The following is a 22,076-nucleotide window of genomic DNA, read 5'->3' on the forward strand; positions in this document are numbered from 1 at the left end:
TTGATCCCCGGAGAGTAAGGAGGCGCTCAGTATGTGACGCCTCCTTATGAAAGCAGATCCCGCATGACCACCGATCCGGTGCTGAAAACCCTGTTCCTGCCGCTTGAAACCGCACAGGTTGATCTGGACGAGGAAGCCCGTGTTCTGTTTCTGCGGGCGCGGGCCGGGCGGGAACTGGCTTTGCTTGATGTGGCCGATGTGACCTGCGAACAGAGCTTTGCCCCCAGCCGCGACGCTCTGGATAAGGCAGGCTACAAGGTGAGCGCGGAGACGGACGAAGGCGGCTTCGATCTCGTTCTGGTGCTGCCGACCCGCCAGCGACAGGAAGCGCGCGCCCAGCTGGCGCGGGCCGCCATGAAGGTGCGCCCCGGCGGCATGGTTCTGGCCTGCGCGGCCAACACGGAAGGCGCAAAGACGCTGGAATCCGATCTTGAAAGCCTGCTCGGCGGCGCCGATAGCCTGTCCAAGAACAAGTGCCGCGTTGTCTGGCATCCGATGGATCCGGAAAAACTCGACACCGGTCTGATGGCCGAATGGTCCCGGCTGGACGAGCCGCGCGCGGTTCTCGATGGGTTGTGGCAAAGCCGTCCGGGCCTTTTTGCCTGGGACCGGATAGATCCTGCCTCCCGTCTGTTGATCGATCACCTGCCGGAGACGCTTTCCGGGCGCGGGGCGGATCTTGGAGCAGGCTTTGGCGTTCTCTCCCGTGCGTTGCTGGACAAGGCCCCGAAAGTGACGTCAATCGACCTGTATGAGGCCGAAAAACGCGCGCTCGATCTGGCGCAGGAAAACCTCAAGGGCTACCGCGAGCGTGCAACGCTGACCGGCATCTGGTCCGATGTCACCAAGGGCATCGAGGGCCCGTATGACTTCGTCATCATGAACCCGCCCTTCCACCAGACCGGCAAGGCGGACCGCGCCGATGTGGGGCAGGGCTTCATAAAGGCAGCGTTCGGCGGCTTGCGTTCCAGCGGTTTGCTCTATCTCGTTGCCAACCGGCATCTGCCCTATGAACACACGCTGAAGGACCTCTTTGCCTCGGTCGACATGATCGCCGATGAAGGCGGCTACAAGGTCATCTGCGCCAGAAAGGGCAAGGGGCGCTAGGTAAGAGCTTTCGACGGGTTGGATGGCAGAAGCACCGGAAAGCCATCCACTCGCATCCCCTCTCCCTTGTGGGGAGGGCAAGGGCGGGGGTGAAAATCTCTCCTCCTAAAGGACATGGGTGCGGGCCGCACGATACCCCCACCCCTAACCCCTCCCCACAAGGGGGAGGGGAACCGATTCTGCCTTTGCGGGAGTCATCCCGGGCAAAGCGAAGCAAAGACCCGGGATCGGCGAGCCCGATGCCTTGAGGTGAAACCGGGCTCTTCCGTGGTTCCATGAACGGAAGGACCAAGAAAACAGAACGATTGTGGCCCCTGATCGGCCAGGGAATTTGAAAAATGCGTCTCGTGAAACTCATCGCCAATCTGGGCTATGGCAGCCGCAAGGAAATCCAGACGGCCATCCGCCACGGCTGGGTGACGGACCGGGCGGGCAATCGCCTGAAGGCGGACAGCAACGTCCCTCACGAAGACGTCCTGTTCGACGACGAGCCGCTGGACCCCGCGCCGGGCATGGTGCTGGTGATGAACAAGCCGCTTGGCTACACCTGTTCCATCAAGGATCAGGGGCGGCTGGTGTATGACCTCCTGCCGGACCGGTTTCGCATGCGCAAGCCCGCGCTTTCCACCATTGGCCGCCTCGACAAGGAAACCTCAGGTCTCCTGCTCTTCACCGACGACGGCACGTTCCTGCACAAGGTCATTTCCCCGAAGGCCGATGTGCCCAAGGTCTATGACGTGACGCTGGACCGTCCGATGAAGGGTGACGAAGCGGCTCTCTTTGCCTCTGGCGACATGATGCTGGAAAGCGAGGACAAGCCGCTGAAACCGGCAGAACTGGACGTGATCGACGCCACCCACGCTCGCCTCACGCTGCACGAGGGCCGCTACCATCAGGTCCGCCGCATGTTCGCCGCCACCGGCAACCACGTCACCGACCTCTCCCGCTCCCGCATCGGCGGTCTTTCCCTCGACGGCCTCGAAGAAGGCAAATGGCGCCTTTTGGACGAGGCCGACAAGGCGAGGATTTTCGAGGGGTAGTGGAAGCAGTCCCACTATCGAGACTTGCCGCGTGATCTCTCAATCCCCTCCCCCTTGTGGGGAGGGCAAGGGTGGGGGTGAAACTCTCCTCCTCCTCCTAAAGGACATGGGTGCGGGCCACAGTATACCCCCACCCCTAACCCCTCCCCACAAGTGGGAGGGGAACAGGCCGAGCCTCTGGGCATTGTTCCTCGACAAATAACCGTTCCCACCAACTCCCTCCGCCCGTCATCCCCGACTTGATCGGGGATCCATTGAAACCCGAAAGTGCAGGAAGGGGCAGGGTGGTTGCGGTGTGGTCGGAGCGCGTTTTGAAACGTCCGTGCCCGGCTGGTTGGTCTATTGGATCCCCGATCAAGTCGGGGATGACTACCGAGGGTGTGGATAGTGGCAGTGCAACCGCTCAGCGGCTGGACAAACTTTCGCGAACTCGCAATTCTGCTGAGTGATTGGAATATTGAATTTTGTGAGGCTGGGTGGCCGAGAAAGAGTTTGATCGGGAGGAACTGGAAGCTTGGCTGAAAATCCAGCCGCGCGACGTGTCAGTGGCCATTTCGTCTAGAACGGCACAGCGGGTTGTTCCACTGTTAGACAGTTTTTTGCGCTATAGACCCAAAGAGTATGCCAACGACTTAGTCTTGCCAGTTTTTCTGGGTGTGTCTATTTCGTGGACGTCGGCACGGTTTCCTGCTCGCGAAACAGACTTAAGAGCCTTCGCTTCTGGAGCTACCCGAGCTGCGAGGACTGCCGCTTACTCAGCCGATGCTTATGCCGTCTCTAGAGCTGCCTACGCTGCTGCTTCCGAATCGGCAAGGGCTGCGAGGGCCACGTCCGCCTCTGCCCATGCTGCCTCTGCCACTTTTTCCTCTAGCTCTTCCGATTCTTCCTCTGAGCGCGCCTACGCAATAGACGCTGCTGCTGCCTCTAAAACCGCTGCGGCCGTTTACGCAGCTACAACTGATGTCACTAGGCCCCTAAGCCACGATATTCAGCTGATTAACACTGGTATAACCGCCGAGCAACTTGCCGCACGAGCTCTTTGGCATGAAGAGCCCGTACCTCCGCAAATTTTAGAAAGTTGGCAAAAACTCAGCCAAACGTTGCTTGATCTCGATCAGGATTGGGACGTCTGGACCGTTTGGTACGAAGACCGCCTCCACGGTCGCCCGGCAAACGAAGACCTCGAAATCTCCCGCTTGACCCTTCCCGAAGAACTTTGGGAACAAGGCCCGAAAGCGGTGAATCCGGCGATCAAGAAGCTGATCATCAATTCGTTGATTGAGAAGTATGCCCCCGATAGAGAAGCTGAAGGCGCAAAAACCATCGGAACGGAAGGAGACCTTCCAGCAGGTCAGACCGCAGCACACTTCTTCTACAGGTTCGATGGTTCCAGCTATGACATTATGCAGGTTGGTGCGGACCTAACGGTATCGCGAGAAATGCGAGATGCCTTTGCGCGCAACCTCAAATCAGCGCTTGCCGAACTTTTTGGTAAATTAGCTGACCCTCGACGCAGCAACGGGTGTTTGCCAGCGCGGCTGGAGCGAAAGTTAAGGGAGTTGGCAGAACTGCTCAATCAAGCGGACTTTGAGGGCAAAAGCCTTCCAGCCTTTCTACGCTCGTTTGAAGTTTCAATTCTGCGCCAAGAAAAAAAGCTCGCTAGCGAAGGAGGTTCTGGATCTGACGAGTTGGATGAGACCCTCGCGGATGTGCTCGATGGGCTCAAAGATCTTCAAGCGTGTTACGCTGAAACTGCCATCATCGAGCGCGAAAAACTTCGGCGCGAAATCCGACCGGATAACTCCGACAAGGTTATCCATGTGCTTCAGGAGATTGCTGAACAAACCTCCCGAATTGACGGCGCACTGACTTCGCGCGCTCAAAACAGCCTGAGTGCAATGGTTAGCGCTGCCGATAACGAACCTGATGCCCAGGTGCGGGCTGATCATGCTGTTGATCAGGCAATGGCTGATAGGAACATTGCGAGGGTTGTTCAGCAGGAATTGCGAAAACAGTCGAAAGAAATTGTCAAAGGTGTTGGAAACGAACTCAAGAAAGATGCGGCTAAATTCATATCGAAGAAAGTCGCATCGGTCCTGACGGGGGGCTTTTCAAAGCTTGCCGAATACCTTCCCAGCCTGAAAGAAATTCGCGATGAATTGGCTAAGGCATCGCGCTCTTTAAATCAGGATGAGAATGACGCGTTGGAGAACGAAGACGACGATCAAGACACGCTCGACGTTTAGCCGTTCCCACCACTCCCTCCGCCCGTCATCCCCGACTTGATCGGGGATCCATTGAAACCCGAAAGTGCGGGAAGGGGCAGGGTGGTGGCGGTGTTGTCGGAGCGTGTATTGAAATATCCGTGCCCGACTGGTCGGCCTATTGGATCCCCGATCAAGTCGGGGATGACCTGAAGAGCAAGCGGCAAAACCGGAGTGCCGTCTGCCTCAGCCTTCCATCTCTTCCTTGAGCATTTCCAGCTCCAGCCACTGCTCTTCCAGAGAATGCTTTTCTTCCGTAGCGTCAGTTATTTGCGCGGAAAGCTTGGCAAACTTGTCAGGGTTCTTCGCGTAAAGGTTCGGGTCGTTCATCTCCTGCTGCAGTTTTTGCAACTTGGAATCGAGCGCATCTATCTTTTCCGGCAGGGTCTTGAGGAGATGCTGTTGGGTGAAGCTGAGCCTGGACTTCTTTGAACCTGCCTGCGCAGCCGGTTTGGCTGGCTCGGAGGTCTTGTCCTTTTTCGGTGCTGCGGCTTTCTCCACCTTGCGGGCGGTGACGCCTTCGCCGCGCTGGGCCAGCATGTCGGAATAGCCGCCGGCATATTCCTGCCAGACGCCATCGCCTTCCGAAACGACAACGGAGGTTGCCACCCGGTCGAGGAAGTCGCGGTCGTGGGAGACGATCAGCGCCGTACCCTGATAGTCGGCCAGAAGTTCCTGCAACAGGTCGAGGGTCTCAAGGTCCAGATCGTTGGTCGGTTCATCCAGCACCATCAGGTTGGAAGAATTGGCAAGCGCCCGGGCCAGCATGACGCGGGCGCGTTCGCCGCCGGACAAAACGCCAACCGGCGTGCGCGCCTGTTCGGGAGAGAACAGGAAGTCCTTCATGTAGCCGATGACATGCTTGGTCTCGTCGCCGATGACCACCGTGTCGCCGCGCCCGCCGGTGAGAACCGAGGCAAGCGTGTCGGTGGGGTCGAGCCTTTCGCGCTTTTGGTCCAGCGTCACCATTTCCAGATTGGTGCCAAGGCGAACGGATCCGCTGTCCGGCTCCAGCTCGCCGGTGAGCATTTTAAGAAGCGTTGTCTTGCCGGCCCCGTTGGCGCCGACAAGCCCGATGCGGTCGCCGCGTTGAATGCGGGTGGAGAAATCCTTCACGATGGCGCGGTCGCCGAAGCTCTTGGCAATGGTTTTGGCTTCGATCACCAGCTTGCCGGAGACCTCGGCCTCGGTCGCCTTCAGCGTTGCCGTGCCCTGCGGGCCGCGATGGTCGCGCTTTTGCTTGCGCAGATCGGCAAGCTCGCGCACGCGGCGCATGTTGCGCTTGCGCCTCGCGGTGACGCCATAGGTCATCCAGTGTTCTTCGCGCTTGATCTTTTGCGCCAGCTTCTGCTGGTCGATCTCTTCCTGTTCGAACACGTCGTCGCGCCAGGCCTCGAAATGACCAAAGCCCCGGTCGAGGCGGCGGGAAACACCACGGTCGATCCACACGGTGGCGCGCGACAGGTTTTCCAGAAAGCGCCGGTCGTGGGAAATAAGCACGATTGCCGACTTCAGGCTTTTCAGCTCCGCTTCCAGCCATTCGATGGCCGGAAGATCCAGATGGTTGGTCGGCTCGTCCAGAAGCAGGATGTCCGGTTCCGGGGCCAGCGTGCGGGCAAGCGCAGCGCGGCGCGCTTCACCACCGGACAGGCTGTTCGGGTCCTCCTTGCCGGTGAGGCCCAGCACGTCCAGAAGATATTGTCCGCGATAGGGATCATCCCCGGCGGTCAGTCCCTCGTTCACATAGTCGAGCGTGGTGGCATAGGCGGACAAGTCCGGCTCCTGCGGCAGATAGCGCAAGGTACGACCCGGCTGGAAGAACCGCTCGCCGCCATCGGCCTCGACCATGCCTGCTGCAATCTTGAGAAGCGTGGACTTGCCGGACCCGTTTCGCCCGACAAGGCACAGCCGTTCGCCCTCGGAAACCGCCAGTTCGGCGCCGGTGAGGAGCGGGGTGCCGCCAAAGGTCAGCTTGATGTCGCGCAGGTGCAGAAGGGGAGGAGCCATGGGAAAAAGGGATCAATTCGGATGATGGGAGCCTGAGGGCGTCAGGAAAACGATTGGCGGATCAATTGCAAGTGAATTTATTTGCCCTGTCACGGGACCTGAGCGTTTTTTGCAGCTACCATGGTCAGCGGCGGGACCTCACGGCGCATGGGCGCTTTGGGACAACAGGTGACAATGGGGACACTCATGACCCGGCTTTTCTGTAAAAGACCGCTTGAAAGACTGCGCGCTTTGTTCGCCGGTCTGGTTCTTGCGCTGACATCGGTAACTGCAATTCCGCCAGCAGTGGCGGGAGATGTGGTGATTGGCGGTGGATTCTACGTCGGCTCCGGCTTTGGCTATGGATATCACGGAGGTGGATCGTCGGCCTCCATCTATATCGGGCGCTCCTATTATCGGCCACGCTATTACCGCCCTTATTATCCGCGTCCGATTTACCGGCCTTATTACCAGCATCGCAGATACTACTATGCGCCGCCGCGCCCGGTGGTTCCGGTCTATCGCGCACCGTCACGCATTCCGCTGGCCAAGAACGGGCTGGTTCCCTTCACGCCCCAGTGGATCGCCTATTGCGCGCGCAAGTTCAAATCCTTTGACGCGCGGAGCGGAACCTATCTCGCCCACAGCGGACGACGTCGCTATTGCAGGTGAGTGACGGGGGCAGGTTGTAGTCCGAAAAGGGCGCAGGCAGAGAGCAAACGGTCGAAGGCGTGAAACGGACCACGGCGAGGAATTTCTTTTCACGCTCGGCCCCTTCCGCTCCGGAATCGGGGTGAATTTTGTGATTGCAGGATAAGTAATTGAAACTTATGGGATATGTCTCTCGCCATTCAAAATGGGCGTTGGGTTAGGGGTATCGGAGCGGCTGCGCAATACTTCCGAACTTGATTTGGAATGCAAATTAAGCGGAACAGAATTCCGTCTTTTTCCGCAAGTCGGAAGGATTTTCCTGAATTCTTGGGTGACGTAAGGTGATCATTGTCACTTCCCGCAAAAAAGGAAACAGAACCTTAACTCAGCGCTTGATTGCAGGGGGCGGGCGTGGAATCTTGCCTGCCTATCTTAGACGATAGACCAACAAACAAAGAGGGGAGACAATCATGATCAAGTCTCTGCGCACAACTGCGCTCGCAGCTGCCCTGATGGCCGCAACATCACTCACAGCAATGGCCGAGGTGGTTTACCACCGGGGGAACTCGGCTGATCCGGAAACGCTCGACCAGCACAAGACATCCACCACCTATGAAGCGCACATCCTGCGCGACCTTTATGAAGGTCTGGTGGCTTACAGCGCACAGGGAACCGTTATCCCGGGCGTTGCGACCGAATGGAAAGTGTCTGACGACGGCAAAGTTTACACCTTTACCCTGCGCGACAACGCCAAGTGGTCCAACGGCGATCCGGTCGTTGCTGGCGATTTTGTTTATTCCCTTCAGCGCATCATGAACCCGGAAACCGGCGCGAAATATGCGACTGTTCTGTATCCGATCAAGAATGCCGAAAAGATCAACAAGGGTGACATGAAGCCGGAAGAACTTGGCATCAAGGCAATTGATGACAAGACGCTGGAAATTACCCTCGAAGCTGCCACCCCGTACTTCATCGATCTGCTCGCTCACCAGACCGGCCTTCCGGTCCATCCGGCAAGCGTTGAAGCACATGGAACCGATTTCGTGAAGCCGGAAAACATTGTCACCAATGGTGCTTATGTTTTGGCCGAGTTCATTCCGAACGCCCACGTCAAGGCGGTCAAGAACCCGCACTTCCATGATGCGGCAAACGTTCAGATCGACGCCGTCCAGTTCTACCCAACCGAAGACCGCGGCGCGGCCCTTCGCCGGTTCCAGGCTGGTGAACTGCACACCAACAACGATGCTCCGGTTGAGCAGGTTGCTTTCATGAAGGAAAACCTGGGCAGCAAGTTCCGTGTGGCTCCTTATCTGGGCACCTATTATTATGCCCTCAACCACGAAGACGAAGCACTCAGAAATCCGGACGTTCGTCAGGCTCTCTCCATGTCCATCGACCGCGAGTTCCTCGCTCAGGACATCTGGAGCGACACCATGGTCGCCGGTTATTCCTTCATACCGCCGGGAATCGGCAACTATGGTGAACCGGCTTTTGCGTCCTACAAGGATATGAGCCAGATTGATCGCGAAGAAAAGGCTCTCGAGCTCCTCGAAAAGGCTGGTTACGGCCCGAATAACCCTGTCAAACTCACCATCAACTACAACACGTCCGAGAACCACAAGAACACCGCAGTTGCGATTGCAGACATGTGGAAACCTCTCGGTGTGGAAGTCTCCATGGTCAACACCGACACCAAGACACACTACGCCATGCTGCGTGACCGTCAGGACTTTGACGTTGCACGTGCCGGCTGGATTGGCGACTACTCCGACCCGCAGAACTTCCTGTTCATGGTCGAGAGCGATAACACGGGCTTCAACTACGCACGTTACGAAAACCCTGATTATGACGGGCTGATGGATCAGGCTGCGGCAACTGTAGATCTGGAGAAGCGTGCCTCCCTGCTCAGGCAGGCCGAAGAGCTATTCATGCGTGACCTGCCATTCATCCCGCTGATGTACTACGGATCAATGAATCTTGTTTCCGACAAGGTCGCGGGATTTGAGGATAATCTTCAAAACATTCACCCGACCCGTTGGATGAGCATCTCCGAGTAAGGTCCTCTAACCACAAGCTGGGCAGCGCATGGGGTTCCATGCGCTGTTCGCGCTTGCAGGGCGGCAAATATAACCGGGCACAAAGTCCCGGATCCATTTTCTATAAGGCCGCCGTATAACAAGGGGCTAATTGCATGACCCGCTATGTGCTGGGCCGGTTGCTCGCAGCAATTCCGACCATATTTCTGATCATAACGATCTCGTTCTTTCTCATCCGCATCGCGCCAGGAGGTCCTTTCGACCTTGAACGGCCGCTTGAAGCAAAGGTGATGGAGAACCTGAACAAGATTTACAATCTCGACAAGCCGCTCTGGGAGCAGTACCTGCTTTACCTCAAGAGCATCGTTCAGCTTGATTTCGGGCCAAGCTTCTATTTCCGGGATTTCTCGATCAACGAGCTGTTCGCCGAAAGCCTGCCGATTTCCATCCAGCTTGGCCTCAGCGCCCTGTGCCTTGCCCTTGTGGTTGGCGGCATGCTGGGTGTTGCTGCTGCACTTCGCCAGAACAAGCCGGCTGACTATTCCATCATGGCGGCCGCAACCCTTGGCGTGACAATCCCGAACTTCGTCGTTGCTCCCATCCTGACGTTGCTTCTTGGTGTCTGGCTTGGCTGGTTGCCGGTTGGCGGCTGGGGCAATGGTGCCTTCATCAACAAGATCCTGCCGGTCATCACGCTGGCCCTGCCGCAGATTGCCGTGGTCGCGCGCCTGACGCGTGGGTCAATGATTGAAGCCCTGCGTTCCAACCATGTGCGAACCGCCCGGGCCTACGGTCTGACCAGCTATATGGTCGTTATTGTCCATGCCCTGCGCGGGGCCATTTTGCCGGTCGTCTCCTATCTCGGCCCGGCAGCTGCCGCGCTTTTGACCGGCTCGGTCGTTATCGAGACGATCTTCGGCATCCCCGGCATTGGCCGCTACTTCGTGCAAGGCGCCCTGAACCGCGACTACACCCTCGTTATGGGAACGGTCGTTGTGGTTGCCTGCTTCGTCATCATCTTCAACCTGGTCGTGGATCTGCTTTATGCGCTGCTTGATCCGCGCGTACGCTACGACTGAGGGGGCTGATTCATGTCTGTTACCACCCAGGATATTTCAGTGGTGCCCACAAGGGGGCGGTCCCTTTGGGACGATGCTCGAGACCGTTTGCTTGCCAACAAGGCGGCTGTCGGCTCCATGATCGTGCTGGCCGTCATCTCGGTGCTGTCTGTCATCGGTCCGATGCTGTCGCCACACGAGTTCGACAAGGTTTATCGGGACTATGTGAAGGTTCCCGCGAGCCTGACCGCCTATCCGCTTCCCGAGCAGGTCCAGCCTGCGTTCGAGAGCGTGGTCAAGCGTGCGCGCCTGACGATTGAGGGGTATGAGCGCAACGGCGATGTGGTGTCGGCGAGAATTTCTTCCAAGAAGGAAATCGATCCACGCTCCACGCGCTATTTTGATCGCAGTGACCTCTTCAAGAACGCGGAGCTTGTTGACTTCGCAGCAGACAAGAAGTCAGCGGTCATCAAGGCGGATATCAACTATCTGCACTTCTACTTCGGCACCGATGCCAATGGCCGGGACATGATGACCCGCACCTTCATTGCGGGCCGGGTATCCCTGACCATCGGTCTTCTTGCAACAGCCGTCGCAATCTCCATCGGTGTCCTCTACGGCGCAACCTCCGGCTATCTTGGCGGGCGCGTCGACCAGATGATGATGCGTGTGGTCGATATCCTCTATTCGCTGCCCTTCATCTTCTTCGTGATCATGCTTGTCGTGTTCTTTGGCCGGAATTTCGTGCTGATGTTCATTGCGGTCGGAGCGGTGGAATGGCTGGACATGGCCCGTATCGTTCGCGGCCAGACGCTGTCCATCAAACGGCAGGAATACGTTCAGGCGGCAGAGGCCATGGGTGTTTCCGATGGTGGCATCGTGCGACGTCACATCATCCCGAACACGCTGGGTCCTGTCGTGGTCTACATGACGCTTCTGGTTCCCAAGGTCATTCTGCTGGAAAGCTTCCTGTCGTTCCTCGGCCTCGGGGTTCAGGAGCCGATGACCAGTTGGGGTGTTCTGATTTCCGAAGGCGCGCGCAACCTGCAGGGCGCCGGCTGGATGCTGATCTTCCCGTCCATCTTCCTGACATCGACGCTGTTTGCCTTGAACTTCATTGGTGACGGCCTGCGCGATGCGCTGGATCCGAAAGACCGGTGAGGGAGATGACCATGGAAACGAAAAAGACAGTCCTCGACATCCAGGGCCTCAAGGTCAACTTCGACACCCCGACAGGGGTCGTTGAGGCCGTGCGCGGTGTCGACATTCACGTCAAGGCTGGCGAAACGGTTGCAATCGTGGGCGAAAGCGGGTCCGGCAAAAGCCAGACCATGATGGCCGCGATGGGGCTTCTGGCTTCCAACGGGCGGACAGATGGCGTCGTCGACTATGAAGGGCGCAACATTCTCGGCCTGTCGATCCGAGAGCTGAACAAGGTGCGCGGCAAGAAGATCACCATGATCTTCCAGGAGCCGATGACCTCGCTCGATCCGCTCTACACGATCGGTCGCCAGCTGGCGGAGCCGATGGTGGTGCATGGTGGCCTTTCCTGGAAGGCGGCGATGGCCAAGGCGCTGGATCTGCTCAAGCTGGTGAACATTCCCGAGCCAGAGCGCAAGATCAATGCGTATCCGTATGAGATGTCCGGCGGCCAGCGTCAGCGTGTGATGATCGCCATGGCGCTTGCCAACGATCCGGATGTCCTGATTGCCGACGAGCCGACAACGGCGCTGGATGTGACCACGCAGGCGCAGATCCTCGATCTTCTCGCGGACCTGCAAAAGCGCCTCGGCATGGCGGTGATCTTCATCACCCATGACCTTGGTATCGTTCGCCAGATCTCCGACCGCGTTTACGTGATGAAGACCGGCGAGGTCGTGGAAAGCGGCAAGACGGCGGAAATCTTCACCAACCCGCAGCACCCCTATACCCGCATGTTGCTCGATGCAGAACCGACCGGGTCAAAGGCGCCGGTACCGGACAGTGCAAAGCCGCTTCTGGAAGTTCAGAAGGTGAATGTGGAGTTCGTGCTGGATCCGGGCTTCCTCAAGCCCGCGCATATCCTGCGTGCGGTCGACGATGTCAGCCTGTTCCTGAGAAAGGGACAGACGCTTGGCATCGTGGGGGAGAGCGGATCGGGCAAGTCCACTCTGGGGCGTGCGGTCCTGAACCTGCTGCCTGCAACGGGTCGGGTCGTCTATAATGGCGAGCTGATCACCGGCAAGACCCGTGCGCAGATGCAGAAGCTGCGCCGGAACATGCAGCTGGTCTTCCAGGACCCGTTCGGCTCGCTGAGCCCGCGTCTTACAGTTGGCCAGATCATCTCCGAAGGCCTTCTGGTGCATGAGCCATCGCTGACGGCGAAGGACCGCGATGATCGGGCTTGTCAGGCTCTGGAAGAGGTTTCCCTCGATCCGAGCGTGCGCAACCGTTATCCGCACGAGTTCTCCGGCGGTCAGCGTCAGCGTATCGCCATCGCGCGGACCATGGTGCTGAAGCCTGAGCTGGTGGTTCTCGACGAGCCGACTTCCGCGCTCGACCGGACGATCCAGAAGCAGATTGTCGAGCTTCTCCGCGAGCTACAGTCTGCGCATGGCTTGACTTATCTCTTCATCAGCCACGATCTGGCTGTCGTTCGAGCGATTGCCGATACGGTGATGGTGATGAAGACAGGCAAGGTGATCGAGGCCGGGCCGACGGAAGATATCTTCCAGAACCCGCAAAACGCCTACACGAAGAAGCTGATTGGCGCGGCGATGTTCACGCAGAACCAGCTCAAGGCAAGCGCCTGACAACCCGGTCGACTAGGACAGGGTGCGAAATGCGTAAAGGGCGGCCTTGAGCCGCCCTTTTTCAATTCCCCGAGTGTCACCTCAGACGGTCAAAGAGCGCCGACAAGGCGTTGGCGAATGACCGGATCGACCTCGATCGTGCTGGTCGTGGTGTGGCGATAGGTAAGATCCTTGGCGGCCTCGTAGTCACCCGCCTCGATGGCATCCAGAAGGGCAGAGTGGGATGCCTCGATTTCCTTGATCCAGACGAGGTTGGGTCGGTGCCGTGTCAAAAGGAAGCGATGCACGTGAATGATGGAGCGCTGCAAGATGGGCTCCACCACGGGCATGTTTGCGACCTGATGCAATGTCATGTGAAAGGCGATATCGGCTTCCGAGACGCCGTAAAGGTCGCGTACGGCCCGCCGCTCGTCATAGAGATCGGCGATCACCCGAAGATCAGCGATCCGGTCGGGAGTGATGTTGGCCACGACCTGTTCCAGCGCACTTAGCTCAATGCTGAGCCGCAGCCGCAGCATCAGCGCCGTTTCCTCGTCGGTGGCTTCGGTTACCGCCGTTCCGCGATAGCCATGCCTTAGAACCAGCCCGTCTTCCTGAAGGCGCAGCAGAGCCTCGCGGACCGTGCTCTGCGAGCAATCGTAATCCCGGGCCAGTGCCTGTTCGGTGATGGAGCTTGCTGGTGTGAGGTCGCCAATGACTATCAGGCGTTTGAGGGATTCATAGACAGCATTCGATTTTTTTGTCTTGGGGTGGTCGTCATATCTCGACCACCGAAGGTCAGCGATTGCGCTGGCGTGCTGCATGTATCAAAAGCCCCTGTTGGGCACACGTTGATTGGATGACGCCCGCCTGCTGCAGGATGCAGTCAGGCGGGGAGAACGGCCCAAGACCTTCTGGTCTTTTTGTGTGGGCAGATGGGTCGTGCACCAAACTCTCTGACTTGAAGCTTCTGCAGCTTTGCAGGAAATGAAGCAATAGGACGGAATGCAACCTTTAGTCGTATTGCTGTCTGGAGTTCGTTCCTCCAGAATCCCCTTGCTGTCTGTAAGCCCCTCGTCATTTTTCAGAACGGCAAAACTGCCGTAAAAACAGGCTAGCGTGACAAGAAACCTTAATCACTCAGCAACATAGAGTTGTAAGATCACAATCTCGTGAGGGGTTTTAGATTGGTATTGGATTCGTGCGGTCCAATACGTTCAACCAGTTGTCAAAGGCTATCTTTTGGACCAATTCTGTTCCGAACCCTGCGTCAAGCAGCGCCTGAACCAGATCAGGCAAGCAGGAAACATCTCTCAAACAGTCCGGCGGACTGCATCCATCGAAGTCTGAACCGATTCCCACGCCGTCTTCGCCGAGCCTCTCGACAAGATGTGAGATATGGCGCACGGCGACATCCATCGGAGTTTGGCGCGCATAACCACCGTCTTCCCGAAGGAAGGACACCTGAAAGTTCAGGCCGACAAGTCCACCGCTCTCGCGAATGGCATCCAGTTGCTTGTCTGTGAGGTTGCGGGCCGAGGGGCACAGGGCATGGGCATTGGAATGGCTGGCAACGAGCGGGGCGTTGCTGTGCCTTGCAACATCCCAGAAGCCTTTTTCCGTCAGATGCGACAGATCGATCAAGATGCCCAATTCGTTGGAGGCTTTCACGAGCGCCTTTCCGGCATCCGTCAGGCCGGGGCCCGTGTCGGGAGACGAAGGGAAGGCCATGGGCACGCCATGTCCAAAGGCATTGGGCCTGCTCCACACAATGCCTAGCGAGCGAAGGCCTGCTGCGTGAAGGACTTCCAGTGCGTTGAAGTCCGTGTCAATCGCCTCCGCCCCTTCGATGTGAAGGCTCATGGCAAGTTGGCCGGCTGCCATGGCCGCCCGGAGTTCCGCAACAGATCGACAGATCCGGATCTGGCTCTTGGAGGTCCGTTCCAGCCTCTGCGCACGTGCAAACAGACGCAGTGTGAAGTTCAGGGCGTCGGGCTGAGGCACTTGCGCATAATTGCGCGGATCATTCGGGTTGAACGGCGTTGTGAAATCGTAATCGATGTTCGAGGGAACGAAGGCGGCAAACAGGCCGCCTGCAAAATTGCCTTCCCTTGCCCGCGGCAGGTCGATATGGCCCTGATCCGATCGGTCTAAAAAATCCCGCTCGCGGGGCGTCCCGGCCAGTGTTTCCAGTTTGAGCAGGGAATCGTTATGGCCGTCGAATACGGGAATTGAATGCGCGGGAGTACCGGAAGGCAAGGGATGATCCTCAATCACAAGGAGCGTCATCAATTGGACGAGATTGGCTCTAACATATGGTTGTGCCATCGCAAACAGCTAACTCCATCCGGAATTAAGGAGTTGCAAAAAGTTTGGCACCCCCTTGCGGGGACGCTGGGGAAAGCGATAAGCAATTGCGGCTGAAGATGCCGATGTTGCATCAAGCGGACCGAGGCGTCCGAAGCAGACGGGTAAGGTGACAGCGTGGAACAGGGACTAACACGGCGCAGTTTCGTGATTGCCGGAATTTCGGGCCTTGGCCTGGCAATGTCCGGATGTGTTTCGGTCGGATTGCCCGGTCAGCCTCCGCTTCCGGACGAGAGCTTCGATTATGACGCGGCCTATGCTGCGCTTGAGGATGGCGAGTTCACCTGGCCTGCGATCAACTACAAGTCCTTTGACCAGAAGTTCTGGCGGCAGGTGGTCGACTACCGGTCTCGGGAAAATCCGGGCACCATCATCGTCGACCCGTATCACAACTTTCTCTACTGGACCCTGTCCAACAAGACGGCGCTTCGCTACGGCATTGGCGTTGGCAAGGCCGGCTTTGCCTGGTCTGGCGAGGCGCAGATCCGCGTCAAGCGTGAACATCCGCTCTGGCGCCCTCCACGGGAAATGATCGAGCGCAAGCCGTCACTTGAGAAATACTGGGTCGATGGCTTCCCGCCGGGATTGAAAAACCCGCTGGGCGCTCGTGCAATGGACCTTTGGCAAGGCTCCCGCGACACCCTTTTCCGCATTCACGGCACCAACCAGCCGGACAGCATCGGCAAAAGCGTGTCGTCAGGGTGTATCCGCATGTGGCAACAGGATGTCATCGACCTGTTCGAGCGTGTCCCGCTGCGCACCAAGGTGATCGTCCTGAGCAAGGGCGAGGAAGAGAGCTAGGCGTCTTCCCGTGGCCTGACGAAAGAAGGTCAGGCCACCTTGAACATGGCCACATCGTTCAAGACAGCTGCAAAATGGCAGATGGCCGCGCCCAGAACAAACACGTGCCAGATGGCATTCTGGAAGGGCAGCTTCTTCCAGGCGTAGAATACGGTGCCGACCGTATAGAGCAGGCCACCTGTAACAATCATCCAGAACCCGAACTCGGTGGCATTTTCAGACAGCGGCTGAATTGCAAAGACAACGATCCAGCCAAGGCCGAGGCAGATCGGAACTGTTATCCGGTCAAGTTCCTTGCTTGCCAGAAGTTTCAGACCCGCTCCGACCAGTGCTCCAGTCCAGACCACGGCGAGCAGGATGCTACCGGTCCAGCCGCCGATGACCATCGCGGCAAGCGGCGTGTAGGTTCCCCCGATCATCAGGAAAATGGCGGCGTGGTCCAGCCGTCTCAGAAAGCTGGTCTTGTAGTCCTTGGCCAGCATGTTGTAGCTGGCTGAGCACACCAGCATCGTCATGAGGCATCCTGCATAGATCAGGACGCTCGTCTGACGACCGAAATCGGGGCTGTTCCAGACAATAGACGCCAATGTGATTGTGGCGGCCAAACCTAGCCCGATACCGATCACATGAACGGCGCCGTCAGCTATGTATTCGGCAAGCGTTTGGGTTCGGTCCATGGTGGACTCCCTTCGTTGAGAACGGGAAGGGGGCGCTGGGTACCCAAACAGTCACGCCCCATCCCAAAAGGGTGACTCAACGAAGTTAATGGTCTGTTGCGCTGAGTTTTATGACAAACGCAATCATGGCAGCCGCATTTGCTGCATATCTGCCGGAGGTGCAATGATAACAACGGCTTGTCTGTTGTGGAAAGCCTCAGGATTCAGCCTGAAGAACCACCGGCCCCCTGATGGCGGGACACCTGAGAAACGAAGTCGTTGAAGCGTTCGCCCTGGATAAGGACGTGCTGGCGCAAGGCGGTGGCGGCGGCTTCACTGTCCCCCGATGCAATGGCGTCAACAATGGCCTGATGTTCGGCAAGTGAGGAGGCAACCCGGTTGCGCACCCGCAGCTGCAGGCGGCGATAGGCCTTCAGCCGATTGCTGAGGCCGCTGGCCTGCTCGGCGAGGAAGCCGTTATGGCTGGCAAGGTAGATCGCTTCGTGAAACGTCTGGTTTGCGTGGAAATAGCCGTCCGGATCTCCGGCAGTTTCTGCATTCTGGCAGGCTTCATGCGCGGTTTGCAGCGCGACCAGCTCTTCCGGTGTGATCCGGCGCGCGGCCAGCCTGCCGCACATGGCCTCGTACTCCGCCATCACCTCGAACATCTCCACAAGCCGGGGAATGCTGATTTCCCGCACGAAGGCACCGCGCCGCGGCCGGATTTCGACCAGACCAGACGCCGCCAACTCGATCAAGGCTTCCCGGATGGGGGTGCGCGACACGCCAAAGCGGCTGGCAAGCTTCACTTCATCCAGCCGTGTGCCTGCCGGATAGAGGCCTGTGGCGATGTCGCCTTCCAGACTTTCGCGCAGGCTTTCCGCCCGCCGAACAGGGGTGAGTGTCATGTTCATGGTCTGAGATTATGCGAAATGAAAAATCTTGTATACAAAAAAGATTGACTCGCATGCGGAAGCTGTGATTACCTGAGCCCCGACGTAAACCGTCAATGACGCGACAGGCTGGCCGGGAACCGGCCTTGCGTCCTTTGGGAGGAAAAAGATGAAGTTCTTGGCAAAGTCCGCGTTGCTGGCGGGCGTAATGACGCTTGCAATCAGCCCGATTTCCGCTCTCGCAGATGTCACCTTGAAAGCCTCGCATCAGTGGCCGGGCGGCAAGGGCGATGTGCGCGACGAAATGGTGCAGATCCTTGCGCGCGAGGTGGAAAAGGCCAATGTCGGCCTGAAGATTCAGGTCTATCCGGGTCAGTCCCTGTTCAAGGCAAAGGAACAGTGGGGCGCCATGACCAAGGGGCAGCTGGATATCTCCGCTTTCCCGCTGGACTATGCGTCCGGTCGTCATCCGGAGTTCTCCGCAACCCTCATGCCCGGTCTTGTCCGCAATCACGAGCGCGCCCGCCGTCTGAACACCTCGCCCTTCATGGATGACATCAAGGCGGTCATCAATGATGCGGGTGTTGTGGTGCTGGCTGATGCGTGGCTCGCTGGTGGATTTGCTTCCCGCAAGCAGTGCATCACCAGCCCGGAAACCATGCAGGGGCAGGTGACCCGCGCCGCCGGTCCGGCCTTTGAGGAAATGCTGGTCGGGGCAGGCGGCTCCATCGCCTCCATGCCGTCATCCGAGATTTACACCGGCCTCCAGACCGGCGTTCTTGACGCGGCCAACACATCTTCCGGCTCGTTCGTGTCCTACCGGATTTTCGAGCAGACAACCTGCTTGACCAAGCCCGGCGCAAACGCCCTGTGGTTCATGTACGAGCCGATCCTCATGTCCAAGCGCTCTTGGGACAAGCTCAACAAGGAGCAGCAGGATGCTCTGATGGCAGCGTCCAAGATCGCCGAAGACTACTTCTCCGGCGAAGCGGCTGGTCTTGACGACAAGATGGTCGATGCGTTCCAGAAGGCTGGCGTCGAAGTGGTTGAGATGTCCGCCGACAACTACAACGCCTGGCTCGCGATCGCCAAGGAGACCTCCTACAAGAATTTCGCCGAGAAGGTTGAAGGCGGTCAGGCCCTGATCGACAAGGCACTCGCCGTCGAATAGGCCAAGTTTGAGGGCTTCGGCGGGCATTCGCCGAAGCCTCGTTCCTCACGTTTCATCCTGTCTGCCATCGTGCCGGGGTCTCGGCACGTTGCGCCCCCTGTTTGCCTCGGGACCTGTTGCATGACTGGCTATATCCGACTGGTATCCGCGCTTTCGCGTTTCTTTGCCGTCGTTTCCCTTTTGCTTCTTGCTGCCGCCATCCTTGTTGTCACCCAGATGGTCGTGCTGCGCTATTTCCTGAATGCCTCGACCGTCTGGCAAACCGAGTTTGTCATCTACTCGCTCGTTGCCATGACCTTTCTGGCCTCGCCCTTCGTGTTGATGGAGAAGGGACATGTGAATGTCGACCTGCTCCAGCAGGCCACCCATGGCACGATGCGAAAGGCAATGAAGTCGCTGGCCGGTGCATTCGGGCTCGGCTTTTGCGCGCTGCTGGCCTGGTCGGGCTCGGTCTATTTTGAAGAAGCCTGGTCCTATGGCTGGACCACGGACACGGTCTGGGCACTGCCGCTCTGGATTCCGCTGCTGCCGCTGCCGCTTGGCGTCGGCCTCATGACACTTCAATACATCGCCGAACTTGCGAAAATCTGGAGGGACGAGGCATGAGCCCTCTTGTATCCGGACTGCTTGTCCTTCTTGCCCTGCTGGCCCTTTTGGGGATCGGCACACCGATCGCCTTTGCCCTTGGCTTTGTCTCCATCGCCGCGCTGATTATCGTCGATGGTCCCGGAAGTTTGTCCATTCTCGGCGAAAGCTTCTTTGGCGGGCTGGCGAATTTCGGACTTGTCTCGATCCCGATGTTCATCCTCATGGGGGCGGCCGTTGCGTCTTCTCCTGCAGGAAAGGATCTTTACGAGGCGCTCGATCGCTGGCTGAACCGGGTTCCCGGTGGGCTGGTGCTGTCGAACCTTGGAGCCTGTTCCATCTTTTCCGCCTTGTCCGGATCATCGCCCGCCACCTGCGCCGCCATTGGCAAGATGGGCATTCCGGAAATGACCAAGCGCGGTTATCCGAACGAGATCGCCGCCGGGTCCATTGCCGCAGGCGGAACGCTCGGCATTCTCATTCCCCCGTCGATCACCATGATTGTCTATGGCATTGCGACGGAGACCTCGATCGGGCGACTTTTTCTGGCCGGACTGTTGCCGGGCGTGATGCTGACGATCCTGTTCATGGTCTGGACGGTGTATGATTGCCGTCGCCGTGGCATTGGTCTTTCTGAAGTCACTCGCCGCTACTCCATGGCCGAACGGTTTGCAGCACTGCCTCGGATCCTTCCGTTCCTGGCGATCATCGTCGCCATCCTGTTTGTACTGTACGGAGGAGTGGCCACGCCCTCCGAGGCCTCCGGTGTTGGTGCCCTGTTCTGCATTATTCTGGCAATCGTCATCTACCGTATGTGGAGCGTGTCCAAGGTCACGGACATGTTCCGCGATACATTGAAGGAAAGCGTGATGATCATGATGATCATCGGGGCGTCCGAGCTGTTTTCCTTCACCCTGTCGTCCATGTTCATCACCCAGTCCATCGCTGAATGGATTGCCGCGCTGGATGTGAACCGCTGGGTTCTGATGGGTCTGATCAACGTCTTCCTGCTCTTTGCCGGGTTCTTCCTGCCGCCGGTTGCCGTGATCCTGATGACCGCTCCGATCCTGCTGCCGATCATCCTGCAGGCCGGTTTCGATCCCTACTGGTTCGCTGTCGTCCTGACCATCAACATGGAAATCGGCCTGATCACGCCGCCCGTTGGTCTCAACCTGTATGTCATCAACGGCATTGCGCCGCAGATCACTCTCGGTGAAATTCTGCGTGGGTCGATCCCATATGTCCTGTGCATGGTGGTGGGAATCGTGCTCCTGTGCCTGTTCCCGCAAATTGCGACGGGACTTCCGGAACTGATCATGGGTAGGGCCATATGAACACGAGCTTCTTCGGCGAGTTGCTGACGTCGATCACCGAACAGGGGCGGGCGCTGCTGGAAGCGCGGCTGAACCGCTCGAGTGACGAGCCCCTGCTTGATCTCTGCGAGGCCTTGTTGTCAGGGCGCGGTGAAGCCTCCGGTGTCGCGATTGCCGAAGAGGTTCTGTGCGAATACAGGCGTCTGGGCAAGGGCGACAGGCTGGCCTTCTTCAAGGCCTTGCGAGAGCGGTTTGGTGTTGATGCCAAGGCGGTGGAAACCGCCATTGCCAGGCTGCAGGACAAGCCGAAGGACAGCGCGGCCCTGCGCCACCTGCATCAGGTGTCTGAGCCAAAGCGTCAGGAGCTGATCCGCCGTTTGAACCTTGCTCCCGGCGGAACGCGGGCCCTTGTCGACATTCGCTCCGATCTTCTGGACCTCTTGAAGGACAATCCCGAGCTGCGTGAAGTCGACCAGGATTTCGAACACCTGTTTTCCTCGTGGTTCAATCGGGGTTTTCTTGTCATGCGGCGGATCGACTGGTCGACCCCGGCCGCCATCCTCGAAAAGATCATCAAGTATGAGGCGGTACACGAGATCACCGGTTGGGATGACCTCAGGCGGCGGATCAGTCTGGAAGACCGACGCCTTTATGCGTTTTTCCATCCTGCGCTGGTGGATGATCTGCTGATATTTGTCGAAGTGGCGCTGACACGGGAAATCCCGTCTGCCATCGCGCCCATTCTGACCGAGGAGCGATCGGAACTTGCCGCCAGCGAGGCAACGACTGCCGTCTTTTACTCCATTTCCAATTGCCAAAAGGGGCTGCGGGGCATTTCCTTCGGCAATTTCCTGATCAAGCAGGTGGTGGAGGAACTGCGCCGGGAACTTCCGGCGCTGAAGACCTTTGTAACCCTGTCGCCGGTCCCCGGTTTTGCGCGCTGGCTGAAAAAGGAACTGTCCGACGTCAAGTCCCCGATTGCAGCGCATCTGGATGAGGTGGATCGTGGCCTGCTTGCCAGCGATGATTGGGCCGGAAATCCCGATGCCGAAAGGCAACTGGAACATGCGCTGGTTCCCCTTTGTGCGCACTATCTGGCGCGGGGCAAGGATGGCAAGGGCCGGACCCTTGATCCGGTCGCCCGGTTCCACATTGGAAACGGCGCGCGGCTGGAGCGTGTGAACTGGCTCGGCGACCGCTCGAGAAACGGCCTGTCACAGGCCCATGGCCTGATGGTCAACTACCTTTACGACCTGCGCTATATCGAGAAAAATCACGAATCATATGCTGCGACCGGAGAGGTCGCCGCCAGCAGTGCCGTGTTGAAACTGGCGCGCTCCGTGCCCGAACCCAAACCTGTCCTTGCCGCGAGTTGAT

18 protein-coding genes are annotated in these 22,076 nt (G+C 58.3%); 13 read left to right on the forward strand and 5 right to left on the reverse strand.

Annotation, left to right across the window (positions count from 1 at the left end; translation table 11 throughout):
• The first annotated feature begins 63 nt into the window (after positions 1–63).
• The 3 genes from F0155_RS20050 to F0155_RS20060 all read left to right on the forward strand — a co-directional run bounded on the left by F0155_RS20050 (position 64) and on the right by F0155_RS20060 (position 4,393).
• A complete protein-coding gene (locus F0155_RS20050) occupies positions 64–1,107 on the forward strand; it encodes a class I SAM-dependent methyltransferase (protein ID WP_150526349.1) in 1,044 nt (347 codons plus the stop codon).
• A gap of 338 nt (positions 1,108–1,445) precedes the next feature.
• Positions 1,446–2,147, forward strand: coding sequence for a pseudouridine synthase (locus tag F0155_RS20055; RefSeq protein ID WP_150526350.1), 702 nt, complete (start codon positions 1,446–1,448; stop codon positions 2,145–2,147).
• A 476-nt stretch (positions 2,148–2,623) separates the two neighbouring features.
• On the forward strand, positions 2,624–4,393 hold the full coding sequence (locus F0155_RS20060; RefSeq protein WP_150526351.1) for a hypothetical protein: 1,770 nt from the start codon (positions 2,624–2,626) through the stop codon (positions 4,391–4,393).
• Positions 4,394–4,597: 204 nt separating this feature from the next.
• Here F0155_RS20060 and F0155_RS20065 read toward each other — a convergent pair whose 3' ends face one another.
• Entirely contained in the window at positions 4,598–6,418 is a 1,821-nt protein-coding gene (locus F0155_RS20065) for an ABC-F family ATP-binding cassette domain-containing protein (RefSeq protein WP_150526352.1), read from the reverse strand.
• Positions 6,419–6,604: 186 nt separating this feature from the next.
• On the opposite strand from F0155_RS20065, the gene F0155_RS20070 reads away from it, so the two are divergent.
• From F0155_RS20070 to F0155_RS20090, 5 genes are all read left to right on the forward strand, one after another.
• Positions 6,605–7,069, forward strand: a complete 465-nt coding sequence (locus F0155_RS20070) for a BA14K family protein (RefSeq protein ID WP_161599852.1) — start codon at positions 6,605–6,607, stop codon at positions 7,067–7,069.
• A 449-nt stretch (positions 7,070–7,518) separates the two neighbouring features.
• A complete protein-coding gene (locus F0155_RS20075) occupies positions 7,519–9,105 on the forward strand; it encodes a peptide ABC transporter substrate-binding protein (RefSeq protein ID WP_150526354.1) in 1,587 nt (528 codons plus the stop codon).
• Between the two features lie 134 nt (positions 9,106–9,239).
• Positions 9,240–10,163: an oligopeptide ABC transporter permease OppB gene (oppB, locus tag F0155_RS20080; RefSeq protein ID WP_150526355.1), complete on the forward strand. Its 924-nt coding sequence runs from the start codon at positions 9,240–9,242 to the stop codon at positions 10,161–10,163.
• A gap of 12 nt (positions 10,164–10,175) precedes the next feature.
• Complete coding sequence (locus tag F0155_RS20085) at positions 10,176–11,303, forward strand: ABC transporter permease subunit (RefSeq protein ID WP_150526356.1); 1,128 nt, start codon at positions 10,176–10,178, stop codon at positions 11,301–11,303.
• A gap of 11 nt (positions 11,304–11,314) precedes the next feature.
• The gene (locus F0155_RS20090; RefSeq protein ID WP_150526357.1) at positions 11,315–12,934 is read left to right on the forward strand and encodes an ABC transporter ATP-binding protein; all 1,620 of its coding nucleotides are present in this window, start codon (positions 11,315–11,317) and stop codon (positions 12,932–12,934) included.
• Positions 12,935–13,023: 89 nt separating this feature from the next.
• On the opposite strand, the gene F0155_RS20095 is transcribed toward F0155_RS20090, so the two are convergent.
• Together F0155_RS20095 and F0155_RS20100 are read right to left on the reverse strand one after the other, a co-directional pair.
• Positions 13,024–13,737 (reverse strand): GntR family transcriptional regulator, encoded by a 714-nt coding sequence (locus F0155_RS20095; RefSeq protein ID WP_150526358.1) that lies wholly within the window; start codon positions 13,735–13,737, stop codon positions 13,024–13,026.
• Positions 13,738–14,095: 358 nt separating this feature from the next.
• Positions 14,096–15,202 (reverse strand): dipeptidase, encoded by a 1,107-nt coding sequence (locus F0155_RS20100; RefSeq protein WP_150526381.1) that lies wholly within the window; start codon positions 15,200–15,202, stop codon positions 14,096–14,098.
• Between the two features lie 195 nt (positions 15,203–15,397).
• On the opposite strand from F0155_RS20100, the gene F0155_RS20105 reads away from it, so the two are divergent.
• Positions 15,398–16,081: a L,D-transpeptidase gene (locus F0155_RS20105; RefSeq protein WP_150526359.1), complete on the forward strand. Its 684-nt coding sequence runs from the start codon at positions 15,398–15,400 to the stop codon at positions 16,079–16,081.
• A gap of 29 nt (positions 16,082–16,110) precedes the next feature.
• On the opposite strand, the gene trhA is transcribed toward F0155_RS20105, so the two are convergent.
• Both trhA and F0155_RS20115 read right to left on the reverse strand, forming a co-directional pair.
• Positions 16,111–16,758 carry a PAQR family membrane homeostasis protein TrhA gene (gene trhA / locus F0155_RS20110; protein ID WP_150526360.1) on the reverse strand — a complete coding sequence of 216 codons (648 nt, stop codon included), beginning with the start codon at positions 16,756–16,758 and terminating at the stop codon, positions 16,111–16,113.
• 203 nt (positions 16,759–16,961) lie between these two features.
• A complete protein-coding gene (locus tag F0155_RS20115) occupies positions 16,962–17,645 on the reverse strand; it encodes a GntR family transcriptional regulator (protein ID WP_204934553.1) in 684 nt (227 codons plus the stop codon).
• A gap of 154 nt (positions 17,646–17,799) precedes the next feature.
• On the opposite strand from F0155_RS20115, the gene F0155_RS20120 reads away from it, so the two are divergent.
• From F0155_RS20120 to F0155_RS20135, 4 genes are all read left to right on the forward strand, one after another.
• Positions 17,800–18,801, forward strand: coding sequence for a TRAP transporter substrate-binding protein (locus F0155_RS20120; protein WP_150526362.1), 1,002 nt, complete (start codon positions 17,800–17,802; stop codon positions 18,799–18,801).
• Between the two features lie 120 nt (positions 18,802–18,921).
• Entirely contained in the window at positions 18,922–19,407 is a 486-nt protein-coding gene (locus F0155_RS20125) for a TRAP transporter small permease subunit (protein WP_150526363.1), read from the forward strand.
• Positions 19,404–20,720, forward strand: a complete 1,317-nt coding sequence (locus F0155_RS20130; RefSeq protein ID WP_150526364.1) for a TRAP transporter large permease — start codon at positions 19,404–19,406, stop codon at positions 20,718–20,720. The genes F0155_RS20125 and F0155_RS20130 overlap by 4 nt, the downstream gene beginning before the upstream one ends.
• Complete coding sequence (locus F0155_RS20135; protein ID WP_150526365.1) at positions 20,717–22,075, forward strand: malonyl-CoA decarboxylase; 1,359 nt, start codon at positions 20,717–20,719, stop codon at positions 22,073–22,075. The genes F0155_RS20130 and F0155_RS20135 overlap by 4 nt, the downstream gene beginning before the upstream one ends.
• Position 22,076: the final 1 nt, after the last annotated feature.

The organism is Roseibium sediminis, from assembly GCF_008711325.1.
Lineage (GTDB): Bacteria > Pseudomonadota > Alphaproteobacteria > Rhizobiales > Stappiaceae > Roseibium > Roseibium sediminis.